This window comes from Paraburkholderia lacunae (genome assembly GCF_003353175.1).
Taxonomy (GTDB): Bacteria; Pseudomonadota; Gammaproteobacteria; order Burkholderiales; family Burkholderiaceae; genus Paraburkholderia; species Paraburkholderia lacunae.
Genome location: NZ_QHKS01000034.1, coordinates 45,876 through 62,711 on the forward strand (window position 1 = coordinate 45,876; position 16,836 = coordinate 62,711).

The 16,836-nt window shown below is 60.2% G+C and carries 13 protein-coding genes and 1 pseudogene; 9 read left to right on the forward strand and 5 right to left on the reverse strand.

All coding sequences use genetic code 11. The annotated features are described in order from the left end of the window. Window positions 1-4: 4 nt before the first annotated feature. A complete protein-coding gene (locus DLM46_RS33440; RefSeq protein WP_115108170.1) occupies window positions 5-1,153 on the reverse strand; it encodes an MFS transporter in 1,149 nt (382 codons plus the stop codon). 298 nt (window positions 1,154-1,451) lie between these two features. Here DLM46_RS33440 and DLM46_RS33445 point away from each other — a divergent pair, with 298 nt between their 5' ends. Continuing rightward, complete coding sequence (locus DLM46_RS33445) at window positions 1,452-2,543, forward strand: Gfo/Idh/MocA family oxidoreductase (protein WP_208866380.1); 1,092 nt, start codon at window positions 1,452-1,454, stop codon at window positions 2,541-2,543. Window positions 2,544-2,592: 49 nt separating this feature from the next. Further along, the gene (locus DLM46_RS33450; protein ID WP_115108174.1) at window positions 2,593-4,239 is read left to right on the forward strand and encodes a GMC family oxidoreductase; all 1,647 of its coding nucleotides are present in this window, start codon (window positions 2,593-2,595) and stop codon (window positions 4,237-4,239) included. Between the two features lie 79 nt (window positions 4,240-4,318). Here the strand turns inward: DLM46_RS33450 and DLM46_RS33455 are convergent, their stop codons facing one another. Next, window positions 4,319-5,596 (reverse strand): ABC transporter substrate-binding protein, encoded by a 1,278-nt coding sequence (locus DLM46_RS33455; RefSeq protein WP_115108176.1) that lies wholly within the window; start codon window positions 5,594-5,596, stop codon window positions 4,319-4,321. 393 nt (window positions 5,597-5,989) lie between these two features. On the opposite strand from DLM46_RS33455, the gene DLM46_RS33460 reads away from it, so the two are divergent. The 3 genes from DLM46_RS33460 to DLM46_RS33470 all read left to right on the forward strand — a co-directional run bounded on the left by DLM46_RS33460 (window position 5,990) and on the right by DLM46_RS33470 (window position 8,832). Then, window positions 5,990-6,802, forward strand: a complete 813-nt coding sequence (locus DLM46_RS33460) for a sugar phosphate isomerase/epimerase family protein (RefSeq protein ID WP_244306462.1) — start codon at window positions 5,990-5,992, stop codon at window positions 6,800-6,802. Window positions 6,803-6,822: 20 nt separating this feature from the next. Further along, the gene (locus tag DLM46_RS41025; RefSeq protein ID WP_279635254.1) at window positions 6,823-8,352 is read left to right on the forward strand and encodes a methyl-accepting chemotaxis protein; all 1,530 of its coding nucleotides are present in this window, start codon (window positions 6,823-6,825) and stop codon (window positions 8,350-8,352) included. A gap of 96 nt (window positions 8,353-8,448) precedes the next feature. Beyond that, a complete protein-coding gene (locus tag DLM46_RS33470) occupies window positions 8,449-8,832 on the forward strand; it encodes a VOC family protein (protein WP_115108183.1) in 384 nt (127 codons plus the stop codon). Window positions 8,833-8,932: 100 nt separating this feature from the next. Here the strand turns inward: DLM46_RS33470 and DLM46_RS33475 are convergent. Further along, a pseudogene (locus DLM46_RS33475) lies at window positions 8,933-9,452 on the reverse strand (IS3 family transposase); the annotation flags it as partial. A gap of 1,211 nt (window positions 9,453-10,663) precedes the next feature. On the opposite strand from DLM46_RS33475, the gene DLM46_RS33480 reads away from it, so the two are divergent. The 3 genes from DLM46_RS33480 to DLM46_RS33490 are packed head-to-tail and all read left to right on the forward strand — an operon-like array spanning window position 10,664 to window position 12,599. Beyond that, entirely contained in the window at window positions 10,664-11,182 is a 519-nt protein-coding gene (locus tag DLM46_RS33480; RefSeq protein ID WP_115108185.1) for a hypothetical protein, read from the forward strand. 9 nt (window positions 11,183-11,191) lie between these two features. Next, on the forward strand, window positions 11,192-11,884 hold the full coding sequence (locus DLM46_RS33485; protein ID WP_115108187.1) for a nucleotide-binding protein: 693 nt from the start codon (window positions 11,192-11,194) through the stop codon (window positions 11,882-11,884). After that, on the forward strand, window positions 11,877-12,599 hold the full coding sequence (locus tag DLM46_RS33490; RefSeq protein WP_244306463.1) for a hypothetical protein: 723 nt from the start codon (window positions 11,877-11,879) through the stop codon (window positions 12,597-12,599). Before DLM46_RS33485 ends, DLM46_RS33490 begins: the two co-directional genes overlap by 8 nt. Before the next feature lie 58 nt (window positions 12,600-12,657). Here DLM46_RS33490 and DLM46_RS33495 read toward each other — a convergent pair whose 3' ends face one another. Together DLM46_RS33495 and DLM46_RS33500 are read right to left on the reverse strand one after the other, a co-directional pair. Continuing rightward, window positions 12,658-12,897, reverse strand: coding sequence for a hypothetical protein (locus DLM46_RS33495; protein ID WP_115108190.1), 240 nt, complete (start codon window positions 12,895-12,897; stop codon window positions 12,658-12,660). 115 nt (window positions 12,898-13,012) lie between these two features. Beyond that, a complete protein-coding gene (locus DLM46_RS33500; protein ID WP_244306464.1) occupies window positions 13,013-15,181 on the reverse strand; it encodes a ParB/RepB/Spo0J family partition protein in 2,169 nt (722 codons plus the stop codon). Between the two features lie 330 nt (window positions 15,182-15,511). On the opposite strand from DLM46_RS33500, the gene DLM46_RS33510 reads away from it, so the two are divergent. After that, on the forward strand, window positions 15,512-16,696 hold the full coding sequence (locus tag DLM46_RS33510) for a tyrosine-type recombinase/integrase (protein ID WP_115108194.1): 1,185 nt from the start codon (window positions 15,512-15,514) through the stop codon (window positions 16,694-16,696). Window positions 16,697-16,836: the final 140 nt, after the last annotated feature.

Genomic DNA, 16,836 nt, shown 5'->3' on the forward strand with positions numbered 1-16,836 from the left:
CGGATCAATCTGCGACCTTCGCGGTTGCGATGATCACGAAGAGCATCGCGGCGATGGTGAGAAACGCCGTCTGCAGGCTGGCGTGCTCGGCGATGTTGCCGAGAAAGGCGGGCCCGGTCAGCATGCCTGCGTAGCCGATGGTGGCGACGACAGGCATCGCAACCGCGATCGGCATCACGTGTTGTCGTGCGACGACCAGAAAGAGGCTCGGTACGATGTTAGCCAGCCCGAATCCCACGAAGGCGAATGACAGCATCAGGAGCAGCCAATGGTTCGATGCCACGAGCGACGCGATGCCGAGCGCCGCGAGTAGCGCGCCTGCCCAGAGAACACGCCGGGGTTGCAGCGACCTGGAAAGGAAATCGCCCGATAGACGTCCCGCGGTCATGGCCACCGCGAAGCCGGCATAACCATAGCCCGCGCGAGAAGGATCGAAGTCTTTCACCGTAGTGAGGAACACGCCGCTCCAGTCGAGCATTGCGCCCTCTGCAAGAAACGAGATGAAGCAAAGCACGCCGATCCAGAGAACACGTCCTTTGGGGAGTGTCAGAGCGAACTTCGAACCGTCACTCGTGGCCGCGAGAAAGTTTTTACCGTAGTAGCTCCAGATGAAGATGAGGATCGCGCTGATACAGCCGACAGCGAACTCGGCGCTCAAACCCGCTGAGAGCAATGTACTCACGCCGGTTGCGCCGGCAATGCAGCCGATACTGAACCACGCATGGAAACCGGACATCAGCGGTTCATCATGCGATCGTTGTACGACGGCGGATTGGAGATTCATCGCCGACTCGGTGACCCCCAGTCCCGATCCGAAAACCAGCAGGCTGGCGACGAGAACCGCGGGATTTTCAGTAGTCGCCAGCAGATAGAGACACGCGCACACCACGGGACCCGCCGACAGGATGACTTTCCTGCATCCAAAGCGCGCCGCGAGAGCGGTCCCGACAGGCATCGCGACGAGACAACCGAGGCCGAAGCAGAGGAGCGCGAGGCCGAAATGACTATCGGACAGATGCAGACGTAGTTTGGCCAGCGGCGCTAGAGGCGCCCACGCGGAAAGGAACAATCCGAAGGAGAAGAAGCCGGCACGGGTGGAAGCGCGCGCGGACGAGGAAGACGCAAAGCTTCGGCTGACGCTTGTGGTGGCCATGTGATCTTTGGGTAATGGCTGAGTGAATTCAGGCACGCGCCTTGAGGGCGCCGGCCTTCGAGTGTAATGAGCGCCTTGCGTGGATGTAACTTCGCAAACCGACTTTTGATGACGCACCGTGACGCGATGAACGACGTGCGCGAAGTTCTGACTGGTAGGACGCACCGTGACGCAATCCGCGCGCCGGCTTGCGTCAGGAATGCAGTGCTCGCGAAATTGATGCCGCGTTATTAGTCGCAGACGATAGGGTATGGACGCGCATGTTGCGTGCTGCCGCGCAATTCAGAGGAGACGTGCTGTGCAAGACAAAAAGATCAGGGTGTCGATCATCGGCTATGGATTCGTTACCCGTCACTTTCATATGCCGCTGATCTCCAGCGTGCCGGGTATGCAACTGGTCGCCATCGGCACTCAGCGCCCGGATCAGGTCGAGCTCGACGATCCGTCTATCGAGATTATCAGCCCGGAACGCGCGGCCGTTGCCGAGTCGGTGGACCTCGTGATCGTCGCGAGCGTCAACGAAAGTCATTATCGGTTCGCGAAGCTCGCGCTCGAGGCCGGTAAACATGTGGTCGTTGAAAAGCCGTTCACGCCGACGCTCAACGAAGCGCGAGAACTGGCGGTGTTGGCAAAACGTGTCGGCAGACATCTGGCCGTTTTCCAGAATCGCCGCTGGGACAGCGACTATCTGACCGTGCGCGATGCGATCCGCAACGAGAGTCTCGGCGATATTGTCCATTTCGAATCGCACATCGACCGGTACGCGCCGAACGTCCCGCAAGCCTGGCGCGAAGAACCCGTGCCTGCCGGTGGGACATGGTTCGACCTCGGCCCTCATGTTGCCGATCAGGTGCTGTTGCAATTCGGGTTGCCGGAGCGCGTGACCGCATCGTTCGCGCAGCAGCGAGCGGGGGCGAGGACCGACGACTGGTTCACGGTCATCCTCGAGTACGGTCGCATGAGAGTTGTTCTGCGCGGTGCTCAAGTGGTGCCGGGATTCGGCATGCGCTTCCTTGTCCACGGCACGAAGCGTTCGGTGATGAAGCAGGCGCAGGACATTCAGGAGCACCAGTTGATTGCAGGTCTGCTACCGGGCGACCCGTCGTACGGAGTCGACCCGGACGATGTGTATGTGTTCGACGCGGCTGACGCTTCGGCGCAACGACGTGCGGTACCGGCAACGCGAGGTGACCAGTCACAGTTCTACGTCCAACTGGAACGCGCGATACGCGGTGAAGGCCCGAACCCGGTCGCACCGGCTGAAGCGGTTGCGCTCATCGCTCTTCTGGAAGCCGCGGCGATTTCAGCAACAGAGGGCCGCTCCACGACATTGCCGCTGACGCAAGAAGAGCGCGTGGCCTTCGAGAACGACAGGCGCTCGCATTCGTGAATGCGTAGCCGGAACGGGAAGTTAGAAACAGGAAAGGATGGGCATTGCGATGGTTGACTATATTGTGGTGGGCGGCGGATCGACAGGGTGCGTCATTGCATCTCGCCTAAGCGAAGACAGCGGCTCGACGGTGACGCTGCTCGAGGAAGGGCCGCGCGATCGCAGCCCTTATATTCACATTCCCGGCGCTTACTACAAGACGGCGCAAGGCCCGTGGCTGAAGCGCATTCCGTGGGTGCCGATGGCCGAGCAGGGCCGCAAGGAAATGCCGACGATGGTGCAGGCGAGCGTGCTCGGCGGAGGAAGCTCGGTTAACGCGATGATCTACATTCGCGGCGTGCCGTCGGATTACGACCAGTGGCGCGACTCCGGCGCCACCGGCTGGGGATATGAGGATGTCCTGCCGTATTTTCTTCGGGCGGAAGACAACGAGCGCTTCAGCAGTGAAAATCACGGTGTAGGTGGGCCGCTCGGCGTGTCCGATATCAGCCATATTCACCCTCTCACAAAAGCATGGTTGAAAGCGTGTCAGCAAGCCGGTCTCCCCTATAACGAGGACTTCAACTCGGGCGACCCAACGGGATGCGGGCTTTATCAGATCACCGCGCGCGACGGCAAACGGAGCAGCTCGGCGGTTGCCTATATTCGCCCCGCCGAAGGGCGACGCAACCTGACAGTGCGCACGGGCATCCGCGTGACGCGGATTCTCATCGAGCGGGGCCGCGCGGTCGGCGTCGAATTCGTCGAGGACGGCAAGCCAAAGCAGTTGCGGGCACAGCGCGAAGTCATTCTCTGCGCCGGCGCGATCAATTCGCCCAAGCTCCTGATGCTGTCAGGCATTGGACCGAAAGAGGAGCTCGCGAAGCACGGGATTGAGGTCAATGCCGACCTCGCGGGTGTTGGAGAGAATCTGCAGGACCATATCGAGATCTCCCTTGTGTATCAGCTGAAAGGGCCGTACAGCTACGATAAATACAAGAAGCTGCGCTGGAAGGCCATGGCGGGTCTGCAATACGCGCTTTTCAAGAGCGGGCCGGCGGCATCCAATCTGATCGAGGGCGGCGCGTTCTGGTGGGGAAATCGCTCGGAACTGACACCTGACATCCAGTATTTCCTGGTAGTGGGAGCAGGGATTGAAGAAGGTGTCGACGGCGTGCCGGGAGGTAACGGCTGCACCGTCAATCTCGGACAAATCAGACCGCGCTCGCGTGGGTTCGTCACGTTGAACAGTCGCGATCCTTTAGACGTTCCGCGCGTCGCTCCGATGTATTTCAGCGACCCCTATGATCTCGACGCCGTGGTGGAGGGATGCGCGAAGGCGATGGACATCATGGCTCAGCGGGCTATAGGGAAATATATCGAGCGGCGTTTCGTGCCATTTCAGCCCGTGCTGGACCGCGAAGAACTACGCCGCTTCTGCCAGCAGGAGGCGCACGCCGCGCTCCATCCCGCGGGTACGTGCCGGATGGGCACCGATGATCTTGCCGTAGTGGACCCGGAACTCCGTGTGCGCGGTATTGAAGGCTTGCGGGTCGCGGATGCGTCGGTTATGCCGAATCTCATTTCAGGCAATCCGAACGCTGTCTGCATCATGATCGGCGAGAAAGTCTCTGACCTGATTCGTGGCCGTGACATTGGCGCTAAGGCAAAAGCTGAAGCGAATCGGCCGAGCGGCAAAGTGATCAGTCTGGTCTGACGCTCGCACGGAGCGCGTGTTTTAAGGTTGTTCTGCCCGCTCCCCATTCTATCGAAAGGGGAGCCGGTACGCGTCGCAATCAGGTGTTTTTAGCGGCCGCGACGAGCTTCTTGACGGCGTCGGCTGACGTCATTGAAGGGGTGTTCACAAACTGCGTGACGACATCGACGTAAGCCGCACGGATATCGCGTTCGAGTGCCGCGTTTTCGATGAACGACGGTATGACCTCGCCTGCTTTATTGCCCGCGGCACGGTCCGCGAAGTTCGTTTTTGCGCAGTCGTCGAACTTGTCCTGCGCGACGTCGATCCGCGGCGGCAAGGAGCCCTTGCGCAGGTTGAAGTTCTGCTGCACGTCCGGGTCCATCACGGTATTCGCCAACAATGCCTGATTCGCTTGCGCAGCCGGGTTCTTCTGCTTGAAGAACGCGAACGAGTCCAGAACCCAGATAAACGCATGACCGCTTCCGGGCGTTGCGGCGCAGACGAAGTCGACGCCGGGCTTCTTGCCTGCGCGAAGGAATTCACCCTTTGCCCAGTCCGCGTGAATCTGCATGCCGGCCTTGCCGTCGATGACCATCTGCGTGGCGACGTTCCAGTCGCGACCCGCCCTATTCGGATCGGTGTAGCTAATGATCTTCCGGAGTTCGTCGAAGACCTTGACCATCGTCGGACTTTGAACGGTGGCCGGGTCATGATTGATGATCGCCTTCTTGTAGAACGCCGGGCCGCCCATTCCGAGAACGAGATCGCTGAAGATCTCAGCTTCCTGCCAGTCTTCTCCGCCGAGCGCCACAGGAATGATGCCGTCCTTCTTCATCTTTTCGGCGAGAGTATTGAATTCGTCCCACGTGGTCGGGACTTTATCGCCGTATTTCTGAAGGATCTTCTTGTTGATCCAGAACATGTTCTCGCGGTGTTCATCCATCGGCACACCGTACCAGGTACCCTTGTACTTCAGATAGGGAATCAGCTCCGGCGTAAGGAGGTGGTCCCAGTTGCCGGCTTTCGCATAGCTGTCGAGGCTCGCAAGCTCGTTCTGCTCAGCGTAGGCATACAGCAGTTGAGGTTGCGCCTGAGCGGCTGCAGGGGCGTTGCCGGCAGCCAGACGGGCCTGAAGCGCTTGCTGCTGGTTTGCTCCGTCGTCGCCGGCGATAGCGCTATCTTTCCAGCCCATTCCCTTTTTTTGCAGGCCATCCTTGAGGGCTTGAAGTGCGTACGACTCGCTGCTCGAGGTCCATTGGTGAACCACTTCGACCTGTTGGGTCTGCGCAGTAGCGATGCCGCTAATAGCGAGGCCTGCCACCGTGGATGCGACAACACGCGCCAATACTTGCCCCTGCTTCGATTTCAGTTTCACAGCACAATCTCCTCATAGGTTTCGATATTCATCGCTGACATTCACCACTTCCGATGGGTGAGCGCAGTCCCGAGTATTCGAGGGCAAATTAACGTATGCAATTTCGCTACTTTGAGTTTTGCGACGCTAACTGACGCGCGCCTCGCGTCGAGTTGCTTCGTCGGGATAAGTGCGTCGTGTTGCGTCTGCGAATGATGCGGTTGCGAAATTGCTATGCGAATATTGGGTGGTCAAACTGGTCGCCGATCGTCGTCATTGGCCCGATAAAACGGACGAGTGGCGCCTTATCGTGGCAATAGACCAGAGGAATCGGAGATGCCTGGGAAGGAAGACACACTCGTCCTACACGCGACCGTAACGAAATACTCGAACTTGGTTACGGACATCGACATCATGAGATCCGTAGGCTTCGACGGTGTCGAGCTATCCAGCAGCAAGATGGAGAGCTATCTCGGCGCGGGCTATTCGAGCGGCGACCTGAAGCAGCTTCTTGCCGACGTGTACGTACCGGGCATGGGGTTCCTCATCGACATCGAGCGACAGGGGGAGGACGCCGAAGCGCTCTGGAGCAGAGCGCGGGAAATCTTCTGTCTCGCGGCGACGGCGGGTGCAAAAGGCGTTCAGGTTCTGACGGGGCCAGTTAACGTTCAGGCCGTGATCGAGTGGTCCTCATCGGGACGTACGGACCTCTACGCTGGTGTTCTCGGTTATCCAGAAGACGAGCAGATTGCGATAACCGCAAAGAATCTCGCTGTGCTCGCCGATATGGCGCAGGAGGCAGGGCTGTTGTTGTATCTGGAGACGCTTTCATGGTCGCCGGTGAACGGACTTGAAAAATCGCTTCGATTGATCGAGCGTGCCGGGCGCAGCAACGTGAAAGTCGTGATCGACTACTGGCATTGCTACACGTCCGGCGTCACACCTGAAGATGTCGCCAGACTGGACAAAGATTTGATCTACGGAGTCCATGTCTGCGATTCGCTTCGTTTCGACGGCGGCATTCCCGACGAGAGCGTGCTCCGTGATGTGCCGACAGGCGCCGGAGTACTCAATCTTCAGGAATGGACCGATGCGGTGAAGGCGACGGGATACAAAGGATGGTGGAGCTGTGAACTGTTCTGCAAGCGCCAGCAGCAACAGAACGGCTATCTAGTTGCCCGTGAGCTGAAGTCGCTGATGGAGACGCTGGTTCGACCGGCAGAGTGATCGCGATATCAATGAACACTATGACGATTCGAGACCGTGTCGGGCTTAGCATGGCGTTTATGGGTTTCCTTCTGGCATTGGCCATTGGGTTCGGTCTATACGGCATGAGCAGCATTAACCGTTCGATGAACGAAGCGAGCGAGGTGACGATACCTGCGATCGATGCGCTGGGTAATGCCGAAATCGATATCGGACGCAGCCGGTTCGTGTATGACAAGATCGCATTGCAGCCGACCGCGCCGGGGAACGCCGAATTGCGCAAGCAGGCAAGCGCACTATTGGACCAATCCGATGACTGGTTCAGGAAATACGAAGCGCTACCGTGCGACGCTGAAGACGAGCGTCTTGCACTGGCGTTGCGACAGTCGCGCGCGGAACTCAGGAAAGTTATCGCGGACTTCGGAATTGCCGTCGAGAACTACAACCAGGGCGAGGTCAATCGTATTTCACTCGACGCGTTGCCGAAGGCGTACAGCATGGCGGCCGACGCGTCGAGCCGCCTGAAGCAATCCCAGTTGCAGAAGGCCAAACGGCAGAACGCCGCGAATGCCCGTCGTTACCGGATACAGCAGATGGTGGGCGCCGGCCTGATGCTGATCGGCGTTGCTGCGGCCGCAGCGGGCTGGATCTTTCTTCGGCGAGCGATCGTCAAACCATTAGACGAGGCATTGGACTCGCTTCAGGAGATCGCGAACGGCGACCTCTCTCGCGCAATTGCCATTCGTGGCAAGGACGAGATGTCGAAGTTGATGCAGGGCATTGCCGGTATGCAACACAAGCTCGCGAGTACGGTCGGAAACGTTCGGTTGAATGCCGAAGCGATCGCCGCCGCGAGCAAACAAATTGCTACAGGCAACGCCGACTTGTCATCGCGTACGGAAGAGCAGGCGGCATCGCTACAGGAGACTGCCGCGAGCCTGGAGCAACTGACGGTTTCCGTGAAGCAGAATTCCGAAAGTGCGAGCCGGGCAACCGGCCTTGCCGGCAACGCGCGGGAAGTTGCGCTCGAGGGTTCGCAGATTGTCGAGCGGGTAGTCGAAACAATGGGTGATATCGAGCAAAGCTCCGGGCGGATTGGAGAAATCATCGGCGTCATAGATAGCATCGCGTTTCAGACCAACATTCTCGCGCTGAACGCCGCGGTAGAGGCGGCGCGAGCGGGCGAACAGGGGCGTGGTTTTGCGGTGGTCGCAAGCGAGGTGCGTGCGCTTGCGCAGCGCTCGTCTAGCGCCGCAAAAGAAATAAAAGAGTTGATCGACGAGTCCAGCATGCGAGTGCGGTCTGGCAGCGAGTTGGTCGGGCGTGCCGGCGGCACCATGACCCAGATTAGCTCCGCAATTCAACGCGTCACCGACATCGTCGAAGCAATCGCCACCGCGTCCGGCGAGCAGGCGCGAGGCATCGAACAGATCAATGAGGCGGTCTCGCAGATGGATGGCACGACTCAACAAAACGCAGCATTGGTGGAGCAGGCGGCTGGCGCGGCCTCCGCAATGGAGCGGCAGGCTTCGACTTTGCGCGGCGAGGTCGCGATATTCCGTGTTGCGTGAAGGCCTTTGGCTTAGGCCGGTGGTAACGCGTCCGGCTCACCGGACCTTCATGCGCCGTTCGGCGTTTCCAGCTCCTTTTTTCCGGAAGATCGTTTTATGAAAATCGCTCACGTTGCGCTCTGGACGAATGACCTCGATCGCGCCTCCGACTTTTATCGCGACATGTTCGGGGCCGAGATCGGCGAGATATACACAAGTGAACGAACGCGGGGATTCAGTTCGCGCTTTGCGCGCTTGCCGGAGGGGCCGGCAATCGAACTCATGCATTTGCCGAAGCTGGCGCCGCGTTCGGTGGACGGCCCTCGAGTCGGCTGGGCGCATATTGCGATTTCACTCGGCACTGAGGATGCCGTGATCGCCGTCGCGAGGCGGACGGAGTCCAACGGGACCCTGGTATCGGGTCCTCGCTGGACGGGCGACGGCTATTTTGAAGCCGTTGTTTCGGATCCGGACGGCAATCTGGTCGAGGTGACGATTTGAACCAACCCGTCGCGTAATTGTGCACGGTCTTTGGGCTCAGGAGCCGATGGCATCTCGGTCGATATTCATGCTTCGATGGTCAGAAGCCGCGAGAACGCGAGTGCAGCTTCTGCCTTTGTGCCCGGTAACGTCGCTTGTGACGAGCCCGGACTCCATTGTCGTGCATGAGCCGCTTAACCCGCTGCTTGCTGGCCGGAGAGCCCTGTGCGCGAATCTCTTTGATCATCCGTGATGAACCATAGGCGCCCTTGACCTCCACGTGGATCGTGCGGATCAGCGTCAGCAGTTGTTCGTCGCTCAGGCGCTTGCGCCCACGCATGCCGCCACGCTTCCACGCACGGTAGCCGCTAACACTGACCGACAGGACCAGGCACAGCGCCGACAACGGAAAGTGCCGGGACTGTACATCAATCCAGGCGTACTTCACAGGAGGTCCTTCGCGAAGAGCGCCGCCGTTTTTTTGCGATTTCAAGTTCCGTCTGCAGCCGCTTGTTTTCTGCTCACAGGCGCGACAGTTTCATCTGTTCTGGCGTCGCAGTCTTTGTCCTGGCGCCGTTCAGATTTCCCGCTTCCGCAACCTTGGCCAAGTTGCGCGAGGTCTGCGCTGACTTTTTAAGTTCGCTGACATGCCTGTCGCGTCGACGTGCGTCTGATAAACGCAGAAAAAGTACGAGCGTTCAATCGTTGATTCTTGGTGCCTACGGCGAGGCGTTGCGCAACAAAGGGAATGGCCGATGTCAGCGGTTATCGACGCCTGACGAATGTTTTGCAAGAAAAAAACCAACCGGGACCGCTGCGTCGCATGCGTGGCCGATTCTGTTGCGCAGAATCCGGCTGGAAGCCTTGAGCTGCAGTCGCAGGATGCCCAAAAACGCGACAGTTCCAAACATTCCGCCGACCACGAACAAAGTTCGCCATATTCTCGTTGATCTGAGCGATCACATTACCGGAACACGCAGCAGGATCCCGGTCGACACGAGAGCGCTCGTTGGCAAGCGCAAGGGACCATGTTTATCTAGTGGAAGTGCGTTGCACATGGCACCCAAAACCGGCGGTAGCCTATCCTGCAATCACTCGTTTTCATTGCGCCTTTTTTCGCCCGGGGTGAACGTTTTGCGCAGAGGTAGCGGCTTTCACGAAAATGACAGGTCAGGCGCTATAGAAACGCTGCGTAACTCCGTGCGAAGAAATGGCGTAACGGTCGGCGTGAAAGCGTAAATGCCGTGCGCTTTCGGGCGCGCAAAAAATGCGTAACCCCGTGCGTCATGGTCTCCCGTTTCAGGTTAAACCTCGTGCATACAAAGGTGTGTACCGGCGTGCGTCAAGGTGATCACTCAAGGCGCAAGCCGCGTGCGTTAAAAGTGCGCTTTGGCGGAACAATACAATGCGTTCCGACTGCGTCGCGGAAAACGGGCGAAAGCCCATCGTCCGCGCACGGCGGATACAGGGCCTGCCCGGTGCGGTGCGTAACACAAGGCGCAAGGTGAGCGTGCTGTGTGCGCAGAAATGGCGAACGGCTGGCAAACCTCACAGATTGAGGGTTCACAAGGATGTGCAAACCGGTTGCGTCAACGGCGGTGATGTTGCGGCGTCAAGGTGTCCGTGTTCAGCGGGAACGCAATGCGCAACGGCGGTGAATGGGAATGCGTCAGGGTGGAAATGTTGCGAGCGTACGACACGTGAAAAAAAGTGCGCTGTTCCCCCGGGTTCCCATGCGTTCCCTGGAGTTCCCACGGTGCCGCGCGGCGCAAAAGGACGGCGTTGACAGGTGCGTTACGCGTGAGCAGGATGGTGCGCAGGCGGTGTATACAGATGTGCGCTGGAGGTGGCGATGCCTGTTGCCAGGATCTATACAAAATCGCAATGGGATGCGTTTGCCCGGACGCTCGATGCGCTGCCGGAAAAACCGGAGGCCGAACGCGGTTTGAGTGTTCGCGAAGCGATGAAGGAGGTGCGTGCCCCTATCCGCCATGCGCAAGGCAAGGGGTACACGCTGGAGCAGATCGCGGAGCAGGCAAAACGGGCAGGCATCGATATTACGGCTGGCACGATCCGGTATGCACTGCGTCCTGAAGGGAAGAGAAACAGCACCGGGAAGAGAAACAGCGCAGGCAACACGGCACGTCCGTTGACCGGAGCGCCAGCAACGGGAACTGTCGCAACACTGTCCCGCGCGCATGCGGCAGCGCAGGGCGGCGCGTCACGCGCGAACAGCCTTCGCCCTGAGGGGCGTACAGACGGACGCGCTGAAGGGCGTCCGCATGGGGGGAAAGCAGAAGTCAAACCGCAACCCATGCCGGTACAGGGTTCGCTCGCATTCGCGATCAAACCCGATACCGACGATCTGTAAAGGACGGCAATGACAACGACCCTCAACCCCATCTATCTGGTAGGCGGCAGCAAAGGCGGCGTGGGCAAAAGCATCGTTGCGCTGGCGCTGGCCGATCACCTGCAACGGCGCGATGCGAGCCTCGTACTGATCGAGACGGACACGTCAAATCCGGATGTCATGAAGGCGATCCACGCAGAGATCGAATGTGCGGCGTTCGACCTTGACGAGGCGGATGGCTGGATTGGACTCGTCAACTACTGCGATGCGAAGCGCGATGCAGTGGTGATAGTCAATACGGCGGCACGCAATCAGGCGGGCGTGGCGCGCTATGGCGCAACGCTGGCAAGCACACTCGATGAACTGGCGCGGCGGCTCGTTGTGTTCTGGGTCATCAACCGGCAGCGCGACAGTCTGGAACTGCTGCGCGAGTTCGGCGCGACGTTTCCCGATGCGACCACTCACGTGGTGCGCAACGCCTACTTCGGCACTGCAGACAAGTTCACGCTCTATCAGGATTCGAACATCCGCAAGGGGATCGAAGCGAAGGGGAAATCACTGGATTTTCCGGACCTTGCGGATCGCGTGGCCGATGATCTGCGCAGCCAGCGCCTGTCGGTGCGCAAGGCGGCAGAGACGCTGCCCATCGGGCAGCGTGCCGAACTGTTGCGCTGGCGCTCGCTCTATGACGCAATGTTTACCGGTGTCGTTGCCGATGGCTGACCGACTCTCGGGACTTTCGGCACACCCGCGACGTTCTGGACGCACGCGGCGTGCGCCCCCGCCTGATCCGCTTGCGCGCCTGTTCCTCGGCGTGTCGGGCGAAGTCCCGGACGACGCGAGCATCGGGCGCATGCGACGCGTGTCGGCGGCGCTGAACCTGCGCGATAACGATGCGCTGTGGTCGGTACTAGCCGTGCTCGAATACTATGCGCGGCTATACGAGGTGATGCCGGATCGCATCAGGAAAGTGGGCGAGGGCGGCCTCGATACGATGCGTGCCGAAGCGAAGGAAGCGACGGATGTGCTGATGGCGCAGCACCGTGATGCGCTCGCGCGTTGCAAGGAAACGATACAGCTTGCCGAGCACATGATCCACGAGCATGAGGAACGCTACCGGGCCGCTCTCGCGGCGCTGAACGAGGCCGCGCTCGATGCGCTGGTGGACCGCGCCGCCAACCGGATCGCGCGTGCGGCGGGCAACCGTCTGGTGGGCGCGTTTACCATCGCGGCACGTGAGCAGCGCGCGCGACTTGACGAGGCCGTTGCGGCTTTCGGGCGGGCGACGCTGGAAGCGGAGCGGCAGGCGCAGGCCGAGGCGCAAATACTGGAGCGCCGGTACTGGCGCGCGCTGAAGGCCACGCTGGCGCTCGGGCTAACAGTGCTGGCCGCCGGTGCGGTAGCAATAGCTGCCTGGCTGGCCGTGTGGCGGAGATAACAAACAGGTGCGACAGGCGCGAGAGGTGGAAAGGGGGGCCGGTCTGTCGCGTGATGCGCTAGTGCATGGCGTTGCGCCGCGCGATGAATGCGCTGATGTCCATCAGCAGCCTGACCAGATCGTCGGCCTCCAGTGCCAGCATGGGAGACACGAAGCTCGTGTCGGTGGCCCGCGTGACAGCAATACGGAAATGTTTGCCGTTGCGGTATTCATCATCAGTCACTGCAACCGGGGTTGTGAAAACGTGGCCGGAGCCGTCGTTGATCGCGATCACGATGACCTTGATGCATTGTTTCATGATTGCCTCTGTCCGGATATGCACGCCTGACGGCATGCCGGGAGTGCGGCGCAGTCCTGCCGGGCTGCGCCGGGTCAGTGGGTTCCACCGGACTGGCCGGCGGAACCCACGCGGATCACGCAGCGTTATGCGTCATTGACGCGTCGTCAGGCGGCGTTGCGGTTGCGGCAGTCGGGAACGGCCACGCGGATAGCGCACCGTTGCGGTCTGTCGCGGCGGGCTCCTGTGTCCCGGTCGGGCCGTCCACCGGCGACGGGGTTCCGGCGCCTTCGCCGGGTTCCGTGCCGTTGATGCGGTCGTGGCCGTGGTCGTCGCCTTGCGCATCGCCGTCCTGCGCTTCATCGCTGGTGTCGCCTTCCTCGTCGTCATCCTCATCCGCGTCATGGGCCACGCCGTAGGAGCGCGCCGCAGGGACTTCACGGTCAGTGAGGATTTCCGGTAACCATGCCGACTTCGCCAGTCGCAGTTCTGCGGCGGCTGCCGCATCGGCTTTCTTCATCTTGCCGAGATCGGCGGCGATCTTCGGTGACACGGCGCCGGCGACGACTTCCGCGATACGCGCCTTGCTGACATGATCGAAATACGAGGCGCGGGTGGGCGTCCAGTACCGCGTCATGTCGAGGTTCAGCGCGCTGGCAAGCGCATTGATGGCGTGAGGCTTTTCTTCCCCGGCGATGCCGTCGAGCAGGGTGCCGGTGCAGAAGGCGAGCAGGTCCAGCAGGGTCGTGCCGGGGTCCTGTTCGATCAGCCATGGCAGCAGGTCCGCGCGTCGCGCGGGCAGTTCGCGGCCCCAGCGTTCGCGCTGCGCTTCGATGACGCCCCACGCGGTGGTGGCGGGCAGGTCGTCCGCCGCGCCGAGCAGGCTGTCCCGGTTGCTGTTACAGGACAGTGCCAGTGCGTGCGGCGCGAAGCCGAGCCCGTACCGCTCCGGAAAGATTTCCGGAATGACACGGTGCAGAAGGGCAGCGAGTGCGATGCACGGCTGCGCGATGAGTTCCGCATGAACGGCGGCGGTACGGTGCGCGGTCAGGCGCTGGCAGAGCTTCGCGCTGTGAACTGGCTTCTCCTTCTGTGCTGGTTGTGCTGCCGTGTCCGGTTCACTGTCCGCTTCCGGCGTGCCGGTCACGGTCGCGCCCGCCGCATCGAGTGCCGCGCTGTTCTCGCGGCGCACCAGACCCCGTTCCACCACCAGTTCGCCCTGCGGGCTCACGATCACGAATGCGCCCGCCTCGGCCATCTGCTGAACGTCCCACGTCAGCATGCGGCTTTCGAGCGCGATGAGGGCGGCGTTCGCCTGTTCGATTTCGGTTTCGAGCCGTTCGGCTTCCTCGTAGGCGTTTTCGTCGTCCTCCCCGAGGGCGTCAAACTTTTCGGCCAGTTCGTCCTGCTGTGCGGTGAGCGTGTCCATCTCCCTCTGTTCGTCGTCGGTGAGGGCGCGCTGCACCGGTTGCAGCCTGCCGTAGCGGTTCAGTTCGAACACGTCCCGCTCGATACGCGTTTCGGTCCAGCCCCATCCCTCACTTTGGACTGCTTCGGCGGCGGCATCGAGTTTCGCGGCGGCGAGACGTTGCAGCAGTTCGGCGTCGGCAATGTATCCGGCGTTTTCATCGTCGCTGAAGAGGTCACGTCTCACGTAACCTCCCGCTGCTTCATAGGCGTCCAGCCCCACGAAGCGCACCAGACGGCTGCGGCTCGCGTCAATCTCGGTGCGCGTGATCGCCTGCCGCAGATAGTTGGGCTGGCGCTGCCACTCGTTTGCATCGAACCAGATGCGCTCCTGCGTTTCGTGATCATCGGTGAGCGCGAGCGCCGAAAGCTGGTCGAGCGTGATGGCGTCCTCGCGCAGCAGGGCAAGCAGCTCCGGAGAGGCGCTGGCGAGCTTCATGCGTCGTTTGATCGTGATCGGCGCGGCCGAGAAAAGCGCGGCCACGTAATCGACGCTGCGACCTTCCTCGGCCAGCATCCGGTAGGCGCGCAGCACGTCGAACGGGTCGAGTCCTTCGCGTTCGCTGTTCTCGATCAGCGAAATGGCAAGGGCTTCGCCCTCGCTGACGATGCGCACCGGCACCGGATAATCGGCGGCGATGTGTTTCTGCTCGAACAGCAGGTCGAGTGCGGCCTGTCGGCGCTGACCGGCACAGACGCCAACCTTGCGATGTTTGCCTCGCGAGCCCTTTATTTCGTGAACAATGAGGTTCTGAACTGTAAGCTTGTAACAGTTACTTAGAAGGGGGCCTCGTAGTCTATATTTTGTGGCAGTAGTGTCGTTCAGGAGTGCTTCCATGGGACCGTGGACTCGTGACGAGATCGAGACTGCGAGAAGTGTGCCCTTCCACGTACTGCTCCATTTCATCGGCGCGTATTGCAAGTTGGACCGGGACTACAAATCGGCCGTTTCGTCCGACAGTGTCCGCGTACAGGTGAACCATGCCGGGCGCGACTTCCGATTCGTGTTCACAGGCGAGCGTTGGGTCAATGAGCTCGTACCGCCAACAAAGCGCGGAAGAGGCGGGGCAGGAGCAATCGACCTTGCTGCCCATATCACCGGCCTGGACTTTGTGCGGTCCGTAAAAATATGCATAGACGCGCATAACAGTGCGGAAGCTGGGCTCAAGTGAGGCTCTTTTACACGACGAGCGACTTCGTCTACAAAGGGCGGCCGCGCCAGGGCATTCCGTTCCTCTGTTACGAAGATATGGAGCTGGTCAAGCCGGCCAGCGACTTCCTGTTATGGGTTGCCCTCGAAAACCCCAGGATCAGAAGTCCTGCAACGTGGAGGAGCTACGCCGAGGCGATCTACGATTACTTCGCGTGGCTCGACGCTAACTCTTTAAGCTGGGACGAGTTGCCACTGCGTTCCAAAGATGTCGATGAGATTTCGAATCTCGCGCTGTATCGCAACTGGTCGCTTGACGTGCTTGATAGCCGATCCGGGAAACGCGCCATGCAACCAGCCACGGTACGCAGGAGGCTGTCCCAGATCATGCGTTTTTATCAGTGGGCCGTCGCGCGTAGTCGAATTGCCAGTGTTCCGTGGGATGCCGTCGTGATATCGCGTGCCGAAGGCAGGTCGCTTGGTCGCGTGATCAGAGAAGCAACGCTTCCTAAAGTACATCGTCACGCCATTCGGTTTCTCACTATCGATCAGTGTCGCGTACTTCTCCAGAACTGTGGTGGCCACACTATCCGGTTGATGACAAAGTTGATGCTTCAGACCGGCTTGCGCAACGAGGAGTGCAGAACGTTCCCGATGAAATATCTGTTCGATCCATCGCCAGATAGACGTTCACGTCGAATTGCGATTGACCTCTCTCCGTCTGACATGAGACTGAAGGGAGGCCGTCCCCGCCGAATCTACGCCTCCGGGCAACTCATCAAGGACCTGTTTGACTTCGCCAACTTCGGCGAAGGAGCAGAGCGAGCCAAACTCTATCGCATGACAGAAGGGGAAGCTTCTCCGTTCGTGTTTCTGAATCGGCTCGGGGCGCCCTGGAGCGAGAAAGGTCTATGTAACGCCTATCGAAAACTATGGTGCCCAGCCCCTCCCGCGAAGCCGTCACTGGATTTCAAGGTCACGCCACATATGCTGCGCCACACCTTCGCCACGCTCGAACTGTACGCGGAAAGTCAAAACCGTAACATCGGTTATGCGCTCGCCTGGGTACGCGATCGGCTCGGGCACGCGTCGATATCATCGACGACCGTGTATGTTCACTGCCTCGACTTACTCGGCGAACGACATCTGAATCAATATGAGCGCGAAATAGACGCGCTTCTCATTGGCGGAGACGAGCAGTGAAACCGAAGCGTTACAAGCTTGATCACGCGTCCCAACATTCAACGTCTTCCCACAGTGGAAGTCGAGACCCCTGGATCGTTCAGACAACGACGAGCCTGGACTTCCGTCGCTGGCAATGTAATGCGAGAACGGGGGCAGAT